Source organism: Ascidiimonas aurantiaca, from assembly GCF_037646345.1.
GTDB lineage: Bacteria > Bacteroidota > Bacteroidia > Flavobacteriales > Flavobacteriaceae > Ascidiimonas > Ascidiimonas aurantiaca.
Window position 1 is genome coordinate 91,297 of sequence record NZ_JBBEWR010000011.1, and the last position, 19,996, is coordinate 111,292.

The window sequence follows — 19,996 nt, forward strand, 5'->3', positions numbered from 1 at the left end:
ACTCAAAATGTTTGTATGAGTCCTGAAAATTAACGTTATTCAATGGAAAAAGTAGTACCGTCTTTACCATCTTTTAACTGTATTCCCATAACGGCCAGTTGGTCACGTATCTTGTCTGAAGTAGCAAAATCTTTATTTGCACGCGCTTCTGAACGTAGTTGAATAAGCAACTCTACTACACTGTTTAACTTATCTGCGCTATCTTCTTCGGCTATTTGATCTACTAATCCCAAAATATCAAACACAAAATCTCCCATGACCTCTTTCAATAGATCAAGATCCTGTTGACTTACCGCTGCATTCCCTTCTTTTACCTGATTGATGAATTTCACCGCCTCAAATAAACCTGCAATAAGAATGGGTGTATTAAAATCATCATTCATGGCTTCAAAACAGTCCTGAGACCAAGTGCAGGTATCAAAGCCCTTAGTTTGAGATGAGATAGGGAGTTCATTCAGTGCATGCATGGCATCCATGAGCCGGTTAAAACCTTTTTCGGAAGCTAATAATGCATCATTACTAAAATCGAGAATACTTCGGTAATGTGCCTGCAATATAAAAAAACGAACTACCGAAGGAGCGAAGGGCTTACTCAGAATAGTATTTTCTCCTGTAAATATTTCTCCGGGGAGAATATTGTTCCCGGTAGATTTAGCCATTTTTTTACCATTGAGCGTAAGCATGTTAGCATGCATCCAATAATTTACGGGTGCATGGCCATTGCAGGCCTCTGCCTGGGCTATTTCACATTCGTGATGCGGAAACTTAAGGTCCATTCCTCCTCCGTGAATATCAAATTGCTCTCCCAGGTATTTGGTACTCATGGCGGTGCACTCAAGGTGCCACCCGGGAAAACCGTCACTCCAGGGAGAGGGCCACCTCATGATATGCTGAGGTTCTGCTTTTTTCCAAAGAGCAAAATCCTGAGGATTCTTTTTTTCTGATTGTCCTGCAAGTTCACGGGTATTGTGTATAAGCTCTTCTATATTTCTTCCGCTAAGCTTACCGTATTTATGCGAATCGTTAAACTTTACCACATCAAAATATACAGAACCATTAACCTGGTAGGCATATCCTTTCTCAATGATCTCTTTTATAATCTCGATCTGCTCTATAATGTGACCGGTAGCCGTAGGTTCAATACTGGGCGGAAGAAAATTAAATCTTTGCAATATCGTATGGAAATCAACCGTATAGCGCTGTACCACCTCCATGGGCTCTATTTGTTCCAGCCTCGCTTTTTTAGCAATACGGTCTTCTCCTTCATCTGCATCGTTTTCAAGATGACCGGCATCTGTTATATTGCGAACATACCTTACTTTATAGCCCAGATAACGCAAATACCTAAAGATAACGTCAAAAGACATAAAGGTGCGTACATTACCGAGATGTACATTGCTATAAACCGTTGGCCCGCAGACATACATCCCTACATAGCCTTCATTAATAGGTGTAAAAAGTTCTTTCTGCCCGGTAAGTGAATTATATATCTTTAGTTCTTGTTCCTTATAACGTTGCATATGCCATTTGCAGGTTAAAATTGGGTATCCAGTTTAATGTAGTCCAGTAATTCACGTCTTACTTCTTTTTCTTTGAAACGACCGCCAAACTCAGAAGTTACGGTACTACTTTCAATATCACGTATTCCTCTGGAATTTACACACAGGTGCTTGGCGTCTATTATACACGCTACATCTTCGGTACCCAAAACATCTTGGAGCTCTTTAACGATCTGAATGGTCATTCGCTCCTGAACCTGTGGCCTTTTGGCATAATAATCTACAATGCGATTCATTTTGGAGAGCCCCACTACTTTTCCATTTGAAATATATGCTACATGAGCTTTTCCTACTATGGGGAGTAAGTGGTGTTCACAGGTAGAATACACAGTAATGTTTTTTTCCACCAGCATTTCTCCATACTTATACTTATTCAGAAAGGTAGATGCCCCCGGTTTTCTTCTGGGATGGAGCCCTCCAAAAACTTCTTTCACAAACATTTTAGCTACCCGCTTTGGAGTTCCTTTCAGACTATCATCTGTAAGATCTAACCCCAGGGTTTCCATAATCTCATATACATTGCTCTCTATCTGAGCGATCTTTTCTTCATCAGATAATTCAAAGGCATCTTCTCTCAGAGGGGTTTCTGAGGAAGACGAAACATGATCATCCCCTAACTCATCAAACTGTTCTTCCAGTGCGCTGTCTATTTTCATTATTGTTACAATCTTGCGATAATAAGATTGCAAAGATAGCCAATATAACGAAGTTTTTTTCGTTATTGTCAAATAAGTAAATCATCTGAAACGATTTAACAAGATTTTAAAGACAGAACCCCATCTAAACATGAACAAATCTCTGTTTGTTACTGCTTTACTTTCCTTTTTTTATTTTATGAGTGTAGCACAGGTAACTGCGCCCGATTGCAATCCTGCCATTCCTGTTTGTGCTGCTAATGGGCCTATTATTGGCTTTGTAGATGGCATGGGCGATGATGATTTCAATGAAGCATTTAACTCCGGCTGCCTTTTTAAAGGCGGACTGGCAGTTGCCACGATAGAAAATAATTCAGCCTGGTACCGGATACGGGCAGGAGGCAACGGCCAGTTAGGTTTTAATATAGAGTTCCTTTCCCCTAATGAGGATTGGGATTTCGCAGTATATGGCCCCGATTCGGGTTGTGGTGATCTTACCAATCCTATACGGTGCAATTATGAGACAGGCACCACCGGTTTTACAGGAGTGGGTATTGATCCCGCTACAGGCGATCAGTCTATGGAGTATGACACATGGCTGGATGTAACCGAAGGAGAAGAATACCTTATTTTTATTAACAATTTCAATACCAATTTTTCAGGTAATCCTGTAGGGTTCTCTATTGAATTTACCGGACAGCTTATTGACGACAACCCTGATGGTAGCGGATTGGATTGTTCGATCATTAACGAATTTCTAGGACTGGACAGATTAGTTTGTGAGGGAGAAGAAGTTACATTGAACGCCACCAAGTTTGGTGCCACCGGTTACTCATGGTTCCTGGATACCGGCCTCGGCCCACAACCACTGGCAGAGACAGGCCCCGAACTCATTATTACCAATTCTGTTTCGGGCACCTACTCAGTTATTGTAAACACCCCTTCCCAGGTTTTTCAGGATGAAGTAGTCGTTACCTTTCTGGGAGCCCCTGAGATAGCCGATATTATGGTCGAAGACCTTTCTGATACCAACAGTATAAAAGTCATAGTCAATGGCCCCAGTGAATATGAATATCGTCTGAATAACGGGCCGTATCAGGACAGTCACGACTTCATAAATATTGCTCCCGGCCTTTATCAGGTTACCGTAAATGATAAAAACGGATGCGGCAGTACTACACAAGAAGTGCTCGTAGCCGGTTACCCTAAATTTTTCACTCCCAATGGAGACGGCATAAACGATACCTGGCAAATTGCCGGCATGGATACCTTTAATGCCGCTACTGTATTCATATTTGACCGTTATGGTAAACTACTTAAACAACTACAACCCGGAGGTACCGGATGGGACGGCACTTTTAACGGAAGACCCTTACCTTCCAGTGATTATTGGTTTCGGTTTGTATATATTGATACTACAGGAGGAACTCCGGTACAGAAAGAAATAAAAAGTCACTTTTCTTTAAAACGATAAAAAATACAAGGGCCGGTTAAAAACCGGCCCTTGTCTTATGTACCCATATTCATATGTTACAAGTTAAAGCTCAGGGATAAAATAATATTTGATAATACACTCTCAATATTTGCAGGTTGTGGTAATCCGGTATCAAACAATCGCTGATTGATCTCCTGTTCAGACCTGCTATACGCCAAATCGAGTCGCGTAGCACCAAAACTATACCCTAATCCGGCTGAGAAACCGGTAAGATCGCCCAGTGCATTTCCATCTTCATAAGGACTTTGTTCAAATCGGTATCCTGCTCTCAAGCTTACCCTTTCTATTTTGTATTCCCCGCCAATACGGTATGAAGACACCGCCCTTAACTGATCTCCTATAGCATTGTTTACTGTAGCAAAATCAATATCTGAAGCAGGCCTTAGCTCTGCATTGGCCATATTCTGATAACTGTAATCAAAACTAATAAGGCCCTGCTGGCCAAAAACCAATGCCAGGCTTCCCGTTAATTTTGAAGGAATAAAAATGCGATAGTCCGGAAAAACATTTACCAGTGAAAAATTAATAAATTCTATTTCACTATCAGCCAGGTTTGAGTTGATACTTTGCGATAATTCGTCGGTAAGACGATACCAAGTAGGCGACTGATAGCTGGCTCCTACCCTAACATTTTCATTAAGTCTGGCAATCCCCCCCACATTAAAAGAAAACGCATTACCAAACGTACGAAGCAGGTTATCGAAATTCACAAATTGCAAGGGTGAATCCTGATTATATCCGCTTTCGTCAAAACGTGTGAGCCTTTCATATTCAATATCATGAAAATTAAGAGATGCTCCCAGATAAAAATTATCGTTGTATTGCCCTGCAAAATTTGCAGTGAACCGGGCGTTATGTCCTGTAGTTACCTGTAAAAAATCCTGGTTAACAGTTTCAAAATCGGCATTAGACACGTAAACAGTATTGTCATCATCATCAAAATCTACCGGGTCTATGATCCCACCAAAGTACCCTAAAAAAGCCTGTTGGGGAGTAAAACCGAGACTTGAACCAATATTTAAATAAGCGTCTTCAATAAATTCATCAGGCTGAATAAGGATCGCTCCAAAAGGAACGCCGTTGGCAAAATTCAAGAAATACTCATCAATAGACTGGTTACTCTGCCCTGAAGCCAAAAACTCATTATCAAAATTATTGACGAGATCATAATTAAAGGCCAGGGAAAACTTTTTCCAGCCTGTGGCTCCCGGATTGGTATCTTCAAAAACAAATACACCTCCTAATTGATTAAGTTCTATGTTATTAAAGGATGTTTCACTAAAGCCGTTAAAGTACCTGGTTTGGTTGTTTACATCGTAATTGCTACCGGTAATGGTAAGAAAGCTATTGGCAAAAACCGCTGAGCCGGCAGGATTGATATTTATGGCAGACATGTCTCCACCCAATGCCCCAAATGCCCCACTCATTCCCTGAAAACGGGCCGTTCCACGAATGTTTTCGGTACCATAACGAACCACATCTCCTATACTTTGAGCACTAATGGTCGCTGCAGTCATTAAAACCGCCAACGTACAAATCATTCTTTTCATAAAAATAGTGTTTTAGATTGATGAATTCATTTTATCCGCGACCCCTTCCTCTGGAACCTCCTCCTCTGCTACCTCCTGAAGAACGGGAACCTCCGCCTGATCTCATAGAACCGCTGGATCGGGACCCCCCGTACGATCTTGAATATCCGGAGTTTCTTCTGGAAGACGAATTACTTCTTCCATAATTACGATTGGGTGAACCTGAGTTTCTGCCATATGAACTTCGGGAAGAACGCGAAGAGCGATAATCGCCACCACTGCTTCTACCCCGTCCTCTGTCTCCTATATTTGCGCTGTTTCGATAACCTCTTGAATATCCTGAAACGCTACCAGATCTTCTGTAGCCACTTCCATTACTGCGGTAATATCCGTTTCTGTTGCCCAGGGATGACCTGCCTGAATTTCTCGCAACTCCATTGCGACCGTAAAAACCTCTTCTACCCGCATTGTAGGCAAATCTTCTACCGTAAAAATTATTGTTGGGAAACCACCAGTTGTTCCAACCCCAGCCAGGGCCCCATCCGCCCCAGCCCCAGTTGTTCCAACCCCAGCCCCAACCAAGGCCCCATCCGCCGCCCCAGCCCCAGCCGGGACCCCAGAAGGGATCAGCAAAACCACCCCAGCCCCAGCCAAGGCCCCAACCGCCGCCCCAGCCCCAGCCAGGACCCCAGCCACCCCACATACCAGGGGTGTCGTAAATAAAGATCGAGGTACCCTGAGGGTTATCTCCCCAGCCACCAAAACCGGTTTGGTATTCATTACGGTATTGAGTCACTACTCCTGTGCTGTCCTGAGGAAGACTTGAATAACTATCGATATCTGTAAATACCTCATTTTGAGCATTCAGCAATTGTTCATACTCATCTGCTTTTTGGCCGAAGTATTGCTGATATCCTGCAGACGCGGCATTGGCCTGCACTGTCTGTTGTGTATTTCGTGTGGTTTGAGAAGTTGGTCTAACCGGCCTTTCCGTAGCCGTCTCGGGAGTCCCATAGATCCCGTCGTTATCGTAATACGAAGATTGTTGATACGATCCGCAACCGCTTAACAGAATGGCTCCAAAGGGTATCAACAATAATATTTTGTGCGTAAGGGAAGTAGAAGTTATCATCATTGCAAAATTTTATTGTTGTACATTACAAAAATAGTTAGTTTTGCCGAACTATTTTTTCTATTTAACAAAGTCACAACATTTGTGCCAAAGTACTTAATCATGGGCAAAAACTTAACCAAACGCAGCGAAGATTACTCCAAATGGTACAATGAATTGGTTGTAAAGGCAGATTTGGCCGAAAATTCAGGTGTTAGAGGCTGCATGGTCATTAAACCTTACGGGTATGCTATCTGGGAAAAAATGCAGGCCGAACTTGACAGAATGTTTAAGGAAACCGGCCATGAAAATGCCTATTTTCCCCTTTTTATTCCCAAATCATACCTCAGCAGAGAGGCAGACCATGTAGAGGGCTTTGCAAAAGAATGTGCCGTTGTAACGCATTACAGATTAAAAAATGCAGACGACGGTAGTGGGCTTACTGTAGATCCTGAAGCCAAACTGGAAGAAGAACTTATTGTACGCCCCACTTCTGAAACTATTATCTGGGATACTTATAGAAAATGGGTGCAGTCATACAGAGACCTTCCCATTATGGTTAATCAATGGGCCAATGTAGTGCGTTGGGAAATGCGCACACGCCTGTTTTTAAGAACTACTGAGTTTTTATGGCAGGAAGGACACACAGCACATGCCACCCGTGATGAAGCCATAGCCGAGGCCGAACAAATGATGAATGTTTATGCCGATTTTGCCGAAAACTATATGGGCGTACCTGTGATAAAAGGTGTAAAAACCGAAAGTGAGCGTTTTGCCGGAGCCGAAGAGACCTATTGCATTGAAGCCCTTATGCAGGACGGGAAAGCATTACAGGCAGGTACCTCACATTTTCTGGGGCAAAACTTTGCCAAAGCCTTTGATGTGAAGTTTGCCACGCAAGAAGGAAAACAAGAATTTGTATGGGCTACCTCATGGGGAGTGTCCACCCGGTTGATGGGCGCTCTGGTAATGACCCATAGTGATGACAACGGTTTGGTACTTCCCCCTAATCTGGCTCCTATTCAGGTAGTGATCGTGCCTATATACAAAGGAAAAGAGCAACTGGATGCTATTACAGAAAAAGTATCTCCTCTTATTAAAAGCCTTCGACAAAATGGCGTGTCTGTAAAATTTGATAACAGAGATACTCACAAACCAGGATGGAAGTTTAATGAATACGAATTAAAGGGAGTCCCTATTCGAATTGCAATAGGGCAACGTGACCTTGAAAACGGTACTTATGAAATTGCCCGCAGAGATACACTTGCCAAAGAGACGGTAAATGAGACCGAAGTAATTGAAAGAATTACCTTTTTGTTAAAAGATATACAAAGCTCCATTTTTGAGAAAGCCCGTGCTTACCGCGATGCTCACATTACAGAAGTAAATACTTTTGATGAGTTTAAAGAGGTTTTAGAAAGCAAAGGAGGGTTTCTGGCTGCTCACTGGGACGGAACTCCGGAAACTGAAGAAAAAATAAAAAATATGACTAAGGCTACCATTCGGTGCATCCCTTTGAATAGCAACACTGAAAATGGCAGTTGTATTCTTAGCGGAAAACCTTCCAACCGAAGAGTTTTGTTTGCAAAAGCGTATTAAATTTTTTAGTGAAAAAAAAATTAATACTCTTGCAGCTTTTAAAAATAGTTGTATTTTTGCATCCGCGATAAAACAAAAAAATGGTCCGTTCGTCTAGGGGTTAGGACGCCAGGTTTTCATCCTGGTAACAGGGGTTCGATTCCCCTACGGACTACTAAAAAGTTCAATGACATAACGGTTTAAGAATTACTTGTAGGTAATAGTAGTAAACCGCTTTATTTTGGTCCGTTCGTCTAGGGGTTAGGACGCCAGGTTTTCATCCTGGTAACAGGGGTTCGATTCCCCTACGGACTACTAGAATTTTTATGAAGATGAGGAAGCGTATTGCTTCCGATTAAAATTTAAGTTAAAAATGGCAAATCATAAGTCGGCGTTAAAAAGAATTCGCAGCAGTGAAACCAAAAGGCTGAGAAATAGATATCAGCACAAAACTGCGCGTAATGCTATCAAAAAACTCCGTAATACGGAAGATGCGAAAGAAGCGGCTACATTGCTGCCTTCAGTAATTTCTATGATCGATAAACTTGCAAAAAGAAACATTATTCACAAGAATAAAGCTTCTAATTTAAAAAGCAGTTTAACGCGTCACATCGCTTCGCTCTCCTAAGACGATATTAAAATATTGAATATATTATGCCTTGTGTATCCACAAGGCTTTTTTTATTTGCCCGTATCAATACCTTACAAACGATAGCTATTTATTTTTTATACCATTTTAAAAAACTGTTATATCTTTATTCGGTTTGTATTTGTATCCTAATTCTTCCCGGAGTATATTGTAGGTTCATATATAGATTTTAACAGGCTCAAATAACCGGCCAGTTGAAAATCATTTCCGTAAATACTCTATGACCCCATGAAAAAAGTGCTGATTACAGGAGCCGAAGGTTTTATAGGATCGCATTTAGCAGAAACATTAATGCAAGAAGGTTTTGATGTAAAAGCCTTTTGCCTGTACACTGCAAACGGCTCGAAAGGGTGGCTCGATACGTTTCCTAAAAACACTCTTGACAATATTGAAATAAGCCCCGGAGATATACGTGACCGTAACACGCTTTACAAAGCCATGAAAGATTGTGATACTGTATTCCATCTAGCAGCTCACATAAGTATTCCCTACAGCTATATAGCTCCTTCTTCTTTTATAGATACTAACGTAAACGGCACCCTCAACATTCTTCAAGCGGCTTTAGATCATGACATTGAGCACCTTATAGTAACTTCCAGCTCTGAGGTTTACGGTACTGCCATACGAGTTCCCATTAATGAAGAGCACAGGATACAGCCACAGTCTCCTTATGCGGCTTCTAAGGTAGCTGCTGATGCTTTGGCCTGGTCCTTCTTTAAAAGCTACCGGCTTCCCGTTACTATTTTAAGGCCCTTTAATACTTTTGGCCCGAGGCAATCTACCCGAGCCATTATTCCTGCCATAATTATACAACTACTCTCTAAAACCCAAATGCTTGAACTGGGTAACACTACTCCCACCAGAGACTTCACCTTTATCGATGATCTCGTAAAAGCTTTTGCAGAAACAGGAAAAAAGCCAGAATTGGCCGGTAATACCTACAATATTTGTTCGGGAAAAGAAATATCCATACACCAACTGGCACATATGCTAATTAGTAAAATAAACCCAGAAACATCGCTGGTTACCCAAAAAGAAAGATTACGCCCTTCAGAAAGTGAAGTTTTTAGATTGCTGGGAGATGCCACTAAGTTTTCAGAACGCACGCTCTGGAAACCCGAAACTCCTTTTGAAAGAGGAATTGACCAAACGATTGCATGGTTTTCCAATAAAAAAAATCAGGAATTTTATCGGGTTAATGGTTATCAGATCTAAACTAAAAAGCTTTATGTACATTTCTTTATTTTTTTGTTAGACAATGAAACCACAAGGGGAGCGTTGAATACTCAAAGATTGTTAAATTTACACAGTAAGCGTAAAAGCCCCGACCTAATACATGAAAAAAACAAAAGAAAACTGGCTTTTTGAGATTACTCCTCGTCGAGGTCTTTTAGACTTCAACCTTCGAGAAATTTGGCAATACCGGGACCTTCTCTGGCTGTTTGTAAAGCGTGATATCGTAACAGTATATAAACAAACCATTCTTGGTCCTCTCTGGTTTTTTATTCAACCTATTATGACCACTATCGTTTTTCTGGTGGTATTTGGTAAAATTGCCAATATCCCAACAGATGGCGTTCCCCCTATACTCTTTTACCTCTCTGGTATTGTGGCCTGGAATTATTTTGCAGAATGTCTTAATCTTACATCAGACACGTTTAAAAAAAATGAGGCTATTTTCAGCAAAGTATATTTTCCCAGAATAGTACTTCCGCTATCAATAGTGATCTCCAACCTGGGAAAGTTCTTAATTCAGCTTTTCCTGTTTTTAGCCACTTTAGGCTATTTTGTTTTTTTTACCGAAACCTCTGCAAAGCCCAATAAGCTTCTTATACTTTTTCCGGTTTTGGTGTTACTTATGGGGCTTCTGGGATTAAGTGCAGGAATGATCATATCATCTTTGACCACCAAATACCGGGATCTCACATTTTTGGTGAAATTTGGTGTTAGCCTTCTTATGTATGCTACTCCGGTAGTATATCCCTTATCGCAAATAAACACCCAGTATCGATGGATCGCCGAGCTAAATCCTCTAACTCCCCTTTTTGAGATCTTTAAATACAGTTTTCTTGGTCAGGGTACTTTTACCTGGGGAAGCTTTATTTATAGTTGTATCTTTAGCATAGTTGTTTTGCTAATAGGTATTTTAACATTTAACCGTACTGAAAAGTCGTTTATAGATACTATATAAAAGGCCTCCTATGTCTGAAGTAATTTTAAGATCTGAGAACATTTCCAAACAATACCGTTTGGGTGTAATAGGAACCGGCACACTTTCACACGACCTTAACCGTTGGTGGCACAGATTGCGTGGGAAACAGGACCCCTATTTGCAGGTGGGAGAACTAAACAATCAAACCCAATTAGGGAAAAATGAATATGTCTGGGCCTTGAAAAATATTTCTTTTGAGGTTGAGAAAGGAGAAGTTCTCGGGATTATCGGGAAAAACGGAGCCGGTAAATCTACATTGCTAAAAATACTTTCCAAAGTAACTTCACCTACTACCGGAATTATTCGTTCCCGAGGACGAATCGCTTCTCTTCTTGAAGTAGGCACCGGTTTTCATCCCGAACTAACCGGTCGCGAAAATATTTACTTAAATGGCGCTATCCTGGGAATGACAAAATTGGAGATATCTTCAAAACTTGAAGAGATCATAGAATTTAGTGGCTGCCAACGCTATATAGATACTCCTGTTAAACGATATTCATCCGGTATGAAAGTAAGACTGGCCTTTGCCGTAGCCGCTCATCTGGAGCCCGATATACTGGTAGTAGATGAGGTGCTGGCTGTAGGAGATGCTGAGTTTCAGAAAAAGGCTATTGGCAAAATGCAGGACATATCTCAGGGTAACGGACGTACTGTTTTGTTTGTAAGCCATAATATGGCTGCGGTACAAAGTTTATGTAACCGCTGTATCCTCCTGAAGCAGGGGGCAATAGTGGCAAACGGCGAAACCCAGGATATCATTTCTATGTATTTGAAAGGACAATCTAAAACAAACCTGCAAAATATTACAGAAAGACAGGGAAACAGAAAAATATTGTTTAAAAGTGTCTCCGTTTACGGAAATAGCACCGACTCCAATTCTACTTCAGGTTCAGTTTTAAACATAGCTTTTACATTTTTAAACCCCCAAAATATAAGTGATAAAGAGGTAAGGATGGATATGCGTATTGACTCTCAATTTGGCACCAGAATTTCCTGGTTAAGCACTGAAGTAAGTTTTAAAGCAGCCAACTCCCCGCTAGAAAATTTATTGATAACAGTACCCAAAAACCCTTTGAACCAGGGCAGCTATCATGTAACTCTGTATTTAACCGGTAATGGCGAGATTTATGACTGGATACAAAATGCATTTACCTTTGAAGTAAAAGAAGGCGATTTTTACAATAATGGCAAGGTTGTGCCAAGGTCTCAGGGAGATATATTATTAAACTATACGATACAGACCGTATGATCAGAAAGACATTAAAAAATCTTAAAGAATCCAGAGTATTGATCAAAAAAACAAATGTTTTGATCCGTGAAGATTTTGCATTAGCGCATCTTAACCAGTTACTTCCTAAACCTTATTTCCTTCCTATCACCTCCTGGTCAATGGCTCCTTCCGCTATTGTTTTTATTCTCAATGACATTCTTATAAACAAACGGAAAAACATCATAGAATTCGGTTCCGGTCTATCTACAGTGTTCATAGCTTTATTAATTGAACAACACAAACTGGATATTCAGTTTATATCCATAGATAACAACGAAGAGTGGATTTTACATCAAAACAGGATTCTGAAAGATCTGGATTGTGAAAAGCAGGTTAAATTTGTCTATGCACCTTTAAATACTGTAGATCAATCTATAAAATTAAAAACACAGCACACATGGTACGAGACGAAACCTTTATTCCCTTTTCTGTCAGGCCCAACATGGGATTTAATAATTGTAGACGGACCCAAAGGCTCATTATGTGATTATTCCAGGTTTTCTGCAATACCTTTTTTTAAAGATCATTTATCTGATAATTTTACCGTTCTCCTTGACGATACCAACAGAAAAGATGAACAAATTATCACCGAAGAATGGAAAAGAATTCTCGGGATCCCTTATGAAACCTATGGAAGATATACAGTTTTCCAAAGTGGGAACACCCTTAAAAATACACCGTTTGTTTACTAAAACCTCATTTTATTATTAACCCGCTGGTCTCCATTATCATCCCAACGTATAACCGTGCCCATCTGCTACCGGAAACACTTGATAGTATTCGGGAACAAACCTATCCAGACTGGGAGTGTATTGTGATCGATGACGGTAGCACCGATACCACCGAAAACGTATTGAATGCTTATATACAAAAAGATAACAGGTTTCAGTATCTAAAACGACCTGAAACCATCCCTAAAGGTGCCAATGCCTGTAGAAATTACGGTTTAAAAATCTGTAAAGGTGACTGGGTACAATGGTTTGACAGTGATGATATCATGCACAGGGATTCTCTGAATACTAGAGTGGGCGCAGTAAAAAAAGATACCGACTTATTAATTTCAAGAAGCGCTATTTTTGAAAAAGCCATAACCCATATTCTTTATGAACAAAAACGAACCCGACCCTCCCAAAACGTTCTGCAAGATTTTATTACCCAAAAAATTACCTGGTATTTACCCGATGGTTTTTGGAACCGTTCTTTTTTAAGCAATAAAATACTATTTGATGAAAGTCTGTTTATTGGTCAAGACCGGGATTTCCATATTAGAATGTTACTGGAAAACCCGAAAATCTTGTTTTTAAAAGACTGTTTAACATTTTACAGGCAACATGCAGAGTCTATTTCAAACCAGACTCAACCCGACGTTATATACTCTCACTTTTTTGCCCTGACCAGACAAATTAACTTGGTTAAACAGGAAAAGCTTGGCCGCGATGCTTTGTTTTTTTTACTACGAAAACAGCTAAAACTTTATCCCTTACTGGCTGCAAAAAACGAAAAACCTTTTAAGTTATTTCTAAGATCCTACTTAAAAGCTTTCAAATATGAATGGCGGTTCTTATCATGGGGGGTGCGCTTTTTAGCGGGTGCATTTTCTTTTAGCCTCCTGGGCAAAGGAAGTGTTTTTTTTAACGATTCTCTGTTTAAGACCGCTAACATAAAATAAGAAGATGTTGAAAGAAGCATCCATACATGTAATTGCGTTTAACCAGAAAAAAGAACTGCGAAAAACCCTGGTATTTCTCAAAGAGGTATTAGGTTGGGTAAAAACCGAAGTGTTTGAGATACAATGTTCTAACTATATCAAGGTGTATCACAGAATTAACCAGATACACAAAAAACAAAAGGGAGAGAACTGTTTTCGCCTTGCAAAAAAACTTAAGAACGCCTCCTTTTATTATCTCATTTATGATCCCTTTCTTTTCAGGGTCTGTAAGATCGTAAAATTGTATTTCGATAATTTTACAAAATACAGGGTAACAGATATCCGTTATATGAAGGGTATGGGAAAAGCCGTTATGAGAGTTTGTATCTCCTCCTTCAATTTTATCCAGAGAGAAAATCCTGGAACTAAACATTATAAAAAAATAAAAACCCTGCCCATGCCTGTTATAGGGCTGCGAAGGATTTGTAAGAGTATTTAAATGAGAAATATCGCTATCATACCCGCAAGAGCAGGATCGAAAAGGCTTCCTGATAAAAATATGCTCCCTTTTAACGGGCTCCCTTTATTTGTGCACAGCATTTTGTTTGCACAAAAAAACCAATCAATAATCAATGATATTGTGGTTTCAACAGATAGTGACCAAATCGCTAAGATGGCCCGCAAACACGGAGCAGCGGTAGTTAAAAGACCTCCGGAACTCAGTGGTGACCTGGAACCCACCGTTACGGCCCTGGAGCACACTTTAAAAAATCTTGAAAATACATATGACCATGTTATTCTTTTACAACCCACCAATCCGTTAAGACCGCAAAACCTGCTTAAAGAAGCGTATAAAACGTTTTTGGAGCATACCCCTGAAAATCTGATTACCGTTTCCACAAATCATCGAAAAACAGGCTACATAAAAGATAATACGTTTGTACCCGCCAATTACAGTCTGGGACAACGCGGTCAGGATTTATCCCCTGAGTATTATGAGAACGGATTGTTGTATATTATACGGTCTGAAATTATATTGCAGGGAAAAATAAGCGGCCAGGCTCCTTTTCCTTTTATTGTAGATCACCCATATGCCGAAGTAGATATTGATACTGAGCACGATTTTAAAAAAGCATTGTGGTACCTGGAAAATTACCCATAAGAAAACCTTACGTATGCCAAAACCCTACATTGAAATAGGAAACAGAAAAACAGGACCAGACTTTCCTCCCCTGGTCATTGCTGAAATAGGTATTAATCATGAAGGTTCCCTTACGGTTGCCAAGCAAATGGTAGATGCAGCATCTCGTGCAGGTGTTGAAATTGTTAAACACCAAACTCATATTGTTGACGATGAAATGAGTGGTGCCGCCAAGAAAGTAGTTCCCGGTAATGCTTCAGTATCTATCTACGACATTATGAAACGCTGCGCGTTAAATGAAGAAGAAGAGTACGCTTTAAAACAATATGTAGAAAGCAAAGGAATGCTGTTCATATCCACTCCGTTTTCAAGAGCTGCTGCCGAGCGTCTTAAACGCTTTGATATTCCCGCCTTTAAAATTGGCAGTGGTGAATGTAATAACTACCCCTTACTTGAGCATATTGCCTGTTTTGGCAAACCCGTAATACTAAGTACCGGTATGAATACCCTGGAAAGTGTTCGTAAAGCTGTTTCCATTTTTGAAAAGTACAAAGTACCTTTGGCATTACTTCACACTACCAATCTGTACCCCACTCCTCCAAGACTGGTGCGTTTTGGTGCCATGATGGAACTCCATAAGGCATTTCCCGACAAAGTATTCGGTTTGAGTGATCATACACTCAACAACAATGCCTGCCTCGGAGCTACCGCTTTAGGAGCCTCTGTACTGGAAAGGCATTTTACTGATACGAAAGACAGGCCGGGCCCCGATATTATTTGTAGCATGGATGAAAGTGAATGTGCCAACCTGATTATAGGGAGTAAGGAAATATGGGAAATGCGGGGAGGCACTAAAAAACCGGCTGAAGAAGAAAAAGTGACCATAGATTTTGCCTTTGCCACCGTTTGTGCTATAGCCCCTATTGAAAAAGGAGAAAAGCTAACCAAAAACAATATTTGGGTAAAACGCCCGGGAACCGGAGAGATCGCTGCAGAGCATTTTGAAAGTATTCTGGGAAAAAAAGCCTCAAAAAAAATACAGAATGACCAGCAATTGCAATGGTCTGATATTGAAGACCCCAAAAGATGGAAACAAAAAAAATAATCTTTCTAACCGGAACAAGAGCTGATTTTGGAAAGATAAAGTCACTTATTACTATTCTGGAAGGGCAAAAAGAATTTGAAGTGCATGTTTTTGTAACCGGTATGCACCTTATGAAAACCTATGGCTATACCCTTCTGGAAATAGAAAGATGTGGTTTTAAGAATATTAATACATTTGAAAATTATACCTCAGAAACCTCAATGGAGCTCACCCTTGCAAAAACTATTGAAGGATTCTCTCAGTACGTAAAAAAAACCCGTCCCGATCTTATTGTCGTGCACGGAGACCGTGTTGAAACCCTGGCAGGAGCCATTACCGGCTCTCTAAACAACATTCTTGTAGCCCATATTGAAGGAGGAGAAATATCAGGAACCGTGGACGAGCTCATTCGCCATTCCGTTACCAAAATGAGCCATATTCATTTCGTGGCCAATGATACAGCCCGTAACAGGCTCATTCAAATGGGAGAGGTCCCCGAATCTATTTTTAAAATAGGGTCTCCCGATGTTGATATTATGTTTTCAGATACACTTCCCTTATTAACCGAAGCCAAAGCTTATTATGAAATTGAATTTCCTGTTTACGCCATGGCCATGTTCCATCCGGTAACTACAGAGGCGTCACAAATGAAAGAATACGCTACTAATTTTATAGAAGCCCTTATACAATCAAAACAACAATATGTAGTGATATACCCCAACAATGATATGGGAAGTTCTGCCATACTTGCTGCGTATGATCGTATTAAGGCTAACAAGCATTTTAGAGTTTTTCCCTCCCTTCGGTTTGAATATTTCCTCACTCTGTTAAAACATGCCCGCTTCATCATTGGGAACAGCAGTGCCGGGATACGGGAAGCGCCTTATTACGGAGTACCCACCATTAATATTGGTACCCGGCAGGAAAACAGAGCGCTGCATGCCCATATAGTAAATACATCTTATGAAAAAACCGATATTATCAAAGCTATTGAAAGTGACCTGCAGACCGGAACTTCTCATGCCAACGAATTTGGCTCGGGAAATAGTGCCAAAACATTTCTTTCCTGCCTTAAAACCAATACCTTTTGGAATATAAACGCTCAAAAACAATTTTTGGATCGCTTATGACTAAACAAAAAACATTAGGGTTAGTTATTGTTGACGGTGTGGGTTTTAGAAACTTTATGCTCAGTACCTTCCCGGAGGAAGCCCGAAAACGTTTCAAACATATCGTTATCTTTTCAGGGCTGCCCCGCCATGCCTATGATACTATAGACCTGAACGGGATCATTATTGAAGAGCTGGATGATTTCAAAGAATCAGGTTACACCTGGTTTTTTCGCAAACTCAAAGAAAATGCGCATTTACAACGTCACAAAAAAGGAAACTTTGGCATTCAGGATAATTTGGCAATTACCTACAATACCCAAAAAAACAGAAGAGGAAGGCTTACCCGTTTCATTTTTAAGTGGGCCTCTGTTTTTAACAGTGAATTTTATATCGGTATCTACAATTACTTACAACAGCTAAGTTTTAAAAATCATCCGTCCACCAAAAAATACAAGCTATTACTTAGAAAGTACCAACCTGATATATTGTTTTTTACGCACCAAAGACCTTCGTACATTGCCCCGGTGATCTATGCTGCTGAGAAAGCAAAAATCCCTACAGCTTCATTTATATTTAGTTGGGATAATCTGGCTTCCAAAGGTAGAATGGCCGGAAATTTCAATTATTTTTTAGTTTGGAGTGATCTAATGAAACAGGATCTGCTGCACTTTTACAGCACTATTAAGCAAGAGACCATTTTTGTAGTAGGGATGCCGCAATTTGAACCTTATACCATGGATATTTATAAATGCGACAGAAATGAATTTTACATAAAAAATAAACTGGATAAAAACATCAAAACCATTTGTTTTAGTTGTGGAGATGTTTCAACCAGTAAAAACGATCCTGTTTATATTGAAACCATAGCCAAAGCTATTAAAAATAATGTATTTAGTGAACCGGTTAATTTTTTAGTAAGAACTTCTCCGGCCGAATCACCCGAGCGTTTTCTCTCTACAAAAGAACGTTATCCCTTTATTGCATGGAACCATCCGCGATGGCCCCTTTTACGGCCCTCGCACTCAGAACCCTGGTCCCAGAGAGTACCAGAATCACAAGATGTTCAGGACTTAAGAGCCATTCTTGAATTCTGCGATGTGGGTATTAATATGTGTTCTACCATGAGCCTGGATTTTATGGTTTTTGACAAGCCTGTAATAAACCCGGTTTTTGGCAATACAGATAATTCCCTTTATGATGATCAACGGTTTTTGAAGTATGCACATTATAAACCGGTAGCCGAGAGCGGTTCGGTAATCATTGCTACCAATGAAAAAGAGTTAATTGAAGCCATTAGGGTATATCTTAACCATCCTAAAAAAAACAGCTTGGAACGCCAGCAAATGCTTAAATTACAGGTTGGCCGACCTTTGAAAAACACTAGTGAACGTATCGCAGAACAATTAATATTATGTATATCCTAAAAGGCAATATTACTCATGATGATCATTTACACCCGGAGAGGATGAGCAATAACCGGGAGATCATAGTTAATCAAAAAAATAGGGGCCTTTTTTCTCCTGGTGGTATCAATTCGCTTAAAAATATAATACACAAAATTCCGGAAGGAGCCCCGACTATGAAAAGTCATACATTTCAGGAAATTGAAGAACATTATCATCTCAATAGTAGGGTACAGGAATATGGTAAATTATTAGAGATATGCATATAGGCTTTATAACTTCTGAGTATCCCTGTAAAAACTGTACCTCATGGGGCGGGCTCGCTACCAGTATTAAAAACCTCTGCCAGGCTTTGGTTAAAGAGTCTGTACAGGTAACCATTTTTCTTATCCAGGATACAAAAAAAGAGGTTTGGACAGAAGACCATATTCATATACATAGTATTGCGCCTCCTAAATCGCCTTTACTGAACTGGTATTTTCGTCGTAAGTATTACGAAAAGTATATCAATACTAAGGTAACCCAATTAAAAATTGACATTCTGGAAGCTCCCGACTGGACAGGATTAACCGCTTTTATTCGTCTCAGGGCACCTCTTGTTATACGAATGCATGGTACAGACGCTTATTTTTGTCATCTGGAAGGAAGGAGACAGAAGTTCAAAAACTACATACTTGAGAAGAAAGCATTACAACAGGCCGATTACCTTATTAGCGTAAGTGCCTTTACCCGGAAACTTACCAAAAAACTTTTTCATCTTAAAAAAGACGTTACCGTCATCCACAACGGGATCGACACATCCTTGTTTTCTTTAAACCACACCAGCCAAACCAATCCTTATTTGTTATTGTATTTTGGAACCATTATCAGAAAAAAAGGCGTCCTAGAGCTAGCTTCTGTGTTTAATAAACTGGTAGAAGAAAACGATTTGTTCAGATTACAACTTATAGGAAGAGACAGTACAGATACATTCACCGGGAGTTCTACTTTGCAAATGTTCTACTCTTTGCTAAGTGAAAAGGCAAAATATAGAGTAACATATACAGCACCCCTTCCCTATTCACAAATACGATCGGAAATAGCAAAAGCAGGTATCGTAGTGCTCCCCAGCTTTGCCGAAGCCTTTCCCATGACGTGGCTGGAAGCTATGGCTATGGAAAAGCCCTTTATTAGTTCTAATATAGGATGGGCACCGGAGATTATGATACAAAACATTACAGGTATTATGATAAACCCTAAAAATCATCAGGAATTTAAAAAAGCCGTTATTTTTATGGTTACCAACCAGGAACAGGCTAAAAGCTATGGAAAAAATGCCCGAAAGCGAATAGAAGAATCCTTTTCACTACAGGCTACCATAAAAAAGAATATAGATTTTTACAAAACTATTGTGACAAAACATACATGAATCACTTTAAAAAAGAACAACTTTTTGAATATAAAAAGAAACATATTTTCTTGTTTCTTTCCAGTGGGAACCCTTTAGTAGTGGTATGGAGGTTACCAAAACTTCCTTCTCGGTTGCTCGAACATAAAAGGTTCAGATATTACACAAAAGCCCTTCCAAAAT

At 40.0% G+C, this 19,996-nt stretch carries 19 protein-coding genes and 2 tRNA genes; 17 read left to right on the forward strand and 4 right to left on the reverse strand.

Annotated features, from left to right (window positions below):
• Positions 1-35 precede the first annotated feature (35 nt).
• Positions 36-1,520, reverse strand: a complete 1,485-nt coding sequence (cysS, locus tag WAO84_RS12230; RefSeq protein ID WP_340066103.1) for a cysteine--tRNA ligase — start codon at positions 1,518-1,520, stop codon at positions 36-38.
• A 14-nt stretch (positions 1,521-1,534) separates the two neighbouring features.
• Positions 1,535-2,215, reverse strand: coding sequence for a GTP cyclohydrolase I FolE (folE, locus tag WAO84_RS12235; RefSeq protein WP_340066104.1), 681 nt, complete (start codon positions 2,213-2,215; stop codon positions 1,535-1,537).
• Positions 2,216-2,345: 130 nt separating this feature from the next.
• Between folE and WAO84_RS12240 the strand changes: the two genes are divergently transcribed.
• Positions 2,346-3,668 (forward strand): T9SS type B sorting domain-containing protein, encoded by a 1,323-nt coding sequence (locus WAO84_RS12240; RefSeq protein ID WP_340066106.1) that lies wholly within the window; start codon positions 2,346-2,348, stop codon positions 3,666-3,668.
• A 56-nt stretch (positions 3,669-3,724) separates the two neighbouring features.
• On the opposite strand, the gene WAO84_RS12245 is transcribed toward WAO84_RS12240, so the two are convergent.
• Positions 3,725-5,239 (reverse strand): OmpP1/FadL family transporter, encoded by a 1,515-nt coding sequence (locus tag WAO84_RS12245; RefSeq protein ID WP_340066107.1) that lies wholly within the window; start codon positions 5,237-5,239, stop codon positions 3,725-3,727.
• Between the two features lie 31 nt (positions 5,240-5,270).
• Positions 5,271-6,353, reverse strand: a complete 1,083-nt coding sequence (locus WAO84_RS12250; RefSeq protein WP_340066108.1) for a hypothetical protein — start codon at positions 6,351-6,353, stop codon at positions 5,271-5,273.
• 99 nt (positions 6,354-6,452) lie between these two features.
• Between WAO84_RS12250 and proS the strand changes: the two genes are divergently transcribed.
• The 16 genes from proS to WAO84_RS12330 all read left to right on the forward strand — a co-directional run bounded on the left by proS (position 6,453) and on the right by WAO84_RS12330 (position 19,834).
• Positions 6,453-7,928 (forward strand): proline--tRNA ligase, encoded by a 1,476-nt coding sequence (gene proS / locus WAO84_RS12255; protein WP_340066109.1) that lies wholly within the window; start codon positions 6,453-6,455, stop codon positions 7,926-7,928.
• Positions 7,929-8,010: 82 nt separating this feature from the next.
• Positions 8,011-8,082: transfer RNA gene (locus WAO84_RS12260), tRNA-Glu, on the forward strand.
• Between the two features lie 68 nt (positions 8,083-8,150).
• A tRNA-Glu gene (locus tag WAO84_RS12265) sits at positions 8,151-8,222 on the forward strand.
• Positions 8,223-8,280: 58 nt separating this feature from the next.
• On the forward strand, positions 8,281-8,535 hold the full coding sequence (gene rpsT, locus WAO84_RS12270) for a 30S ribosomal protein S20 (protein WP_340066110.1): 255 nt from the start codon (positions 8,281-8,283) through the stop codon (positions 8,533-8,535).
• A gap of 249 nt (positions 8,536-8,784) precedes the next feature.
• The gene (locus WAO84_RS12275) at positions 8,785-9,771 is read left to right on the forward strand and encodes an SDR family NAD(P)-dependent oxidoreductase (protein WP_340066111.1); all 987 of its coding nucleotides are present in this window, start codon (positions 8,785-8,787) and stop codon (positions 9,769-9,771) included.
• A 121-nt stretch (positions 9,772-9,892) separates the two neighbouring features.
• Positions 9,893-10,747 carry an ABC transporter permease gene (locus tag WAO84_RS12280; protein ID WP_340066112.1) on the forward strand — a complete coding sequence of 285 codons (855 nt, stop codon included), beginning with the start codon at positions 9,893-9,895 and terminating at the stop codon, positions 10,745-10,747.
• 10 nt (positions 10,748-10,757) lie between these two features.
• A complete protein-coding gene (locus tag WAO84_RS12285; protein ID WP_340066114.1) occupies positions 10,758-12,017 on the forward strand; it encodes an ABC transporter ATP-binding protein in 1,260 nt (419 codons plus the stop codon).
• Positions 12,014-12,730: an O-methyltransferase gene (locus WAO84_RS12290; RefSeq protein WP_340066115.1), complete on the forward strand. Its 717-nt coding sequence runs from the start codon at positions 12,014-12,016 to the stop codon at positions 12,728-12,730. The genes WAO84_RS12285 and WAO84_RS12290 overlap by 4 nt, the downstream gene beginning before the upstream one ends.
• 35 nt (positions 12,731-12,765) lie before the next feature.
• On the forward strand, positions 12,766-13,707 hold the full coding sequence (locus WAO84_RS12295; protein ID WP_479686285.1) for a glycosyltransferase family 2 protein: 942 nt from the start codon (positions 12,766-12,768) through the stop codon (positions 13,705-13,707).
• A gap of 4 nt (positions 13,708-13,711) precedes the next feature.
• Entirely contained in the window at positions 13,712-14,185 is a 474-nt protein-coding gene (locus WAO84_RS12300) for a hypothetical protein (protein ID WP_340066117.1), read from the forward strand.
• Complete coding sequence (locus tag WAO84_RS12305; protein WP_340066119.1) at positions 14,186-14,848, forward strand: acylneuraminate cytidylyltransferase family protein; 663 nt, start codon at positions 14,186-14,188, stop codon at positions 14,846-14,848.
• 13 nt (positions 14,849-14,861) lie between these two features.
• The gene (locus WAO84_RS12310) at positions 14,862-15,932 is read left to right on the forward strand and encodes an N-acetylneuraminate synthase family protein (protein WP_340066120.1); all 1,071 of its coding nucleotides are present in this window, start codon (positions 14,862-14,864) and stop codon (positions 15,930-15,932) included.
• Positions 15,914-17,041 carry a UDP-N-acetylglucosamine 2-epimerase gene (gene neuC / locus WAO84_RS12315; protein WP_340066122.1) on the forward strand — a complete coding sequence of 376 codons (1,128 nt, stop codon included), beginning with the start codon at positions 15,914-15,916 and terminating at the stop codon, positions 17,039-17,041. Before WAO84_RS12310 ends, neuC begins: the two co-directional genes overlap by 19 nt.
• Positions 17,038-18,447: a hypothetical protein gene (locus tag WAO84_RS12320; RefSeq protein WP_340066123.1), complete on the forward strand. Its 1,410-nt coding sequence runs from the start codon at positions 17,038-17,040 to the stop codon at positions 18,445-18,447. The genes neuC and WAO84_RS12320 overlap by 4 nt, the downstream gene beginning before the upstream one ends.
• Positions 18,435-18,695: a hypothetical protein gene (locus WAO84_RS12325; RefSeq protein WP_340066125.1), complete on the forward strand. Its 261-nt coding sequence runs from the start codon at positions 18,435-18,437 to the stop codon at positions 18,693-18,695. Before WAO84_RS12320 ends, WAO84_RS12325 begins: the two co-directional genes overlap by 13 nt.
• Positions 18,686-19,834, forward strand: a complete 1,149-nt coding sequence (locus WAO84_RS12330; RefSeq protein ID WP_340066126.1) for a glycosyltransferase family 4 protein — start codon at positions 18,686-18,688, stop codon at positions 19,832-19,834. The genes WAO84_RS12325 and WAO84_RS12330 overlap by 10 nt, the downstream gene beginning before the upstream one ends.
• Positions 19,835-19,996: the final 162 nt, after the last annotated feature.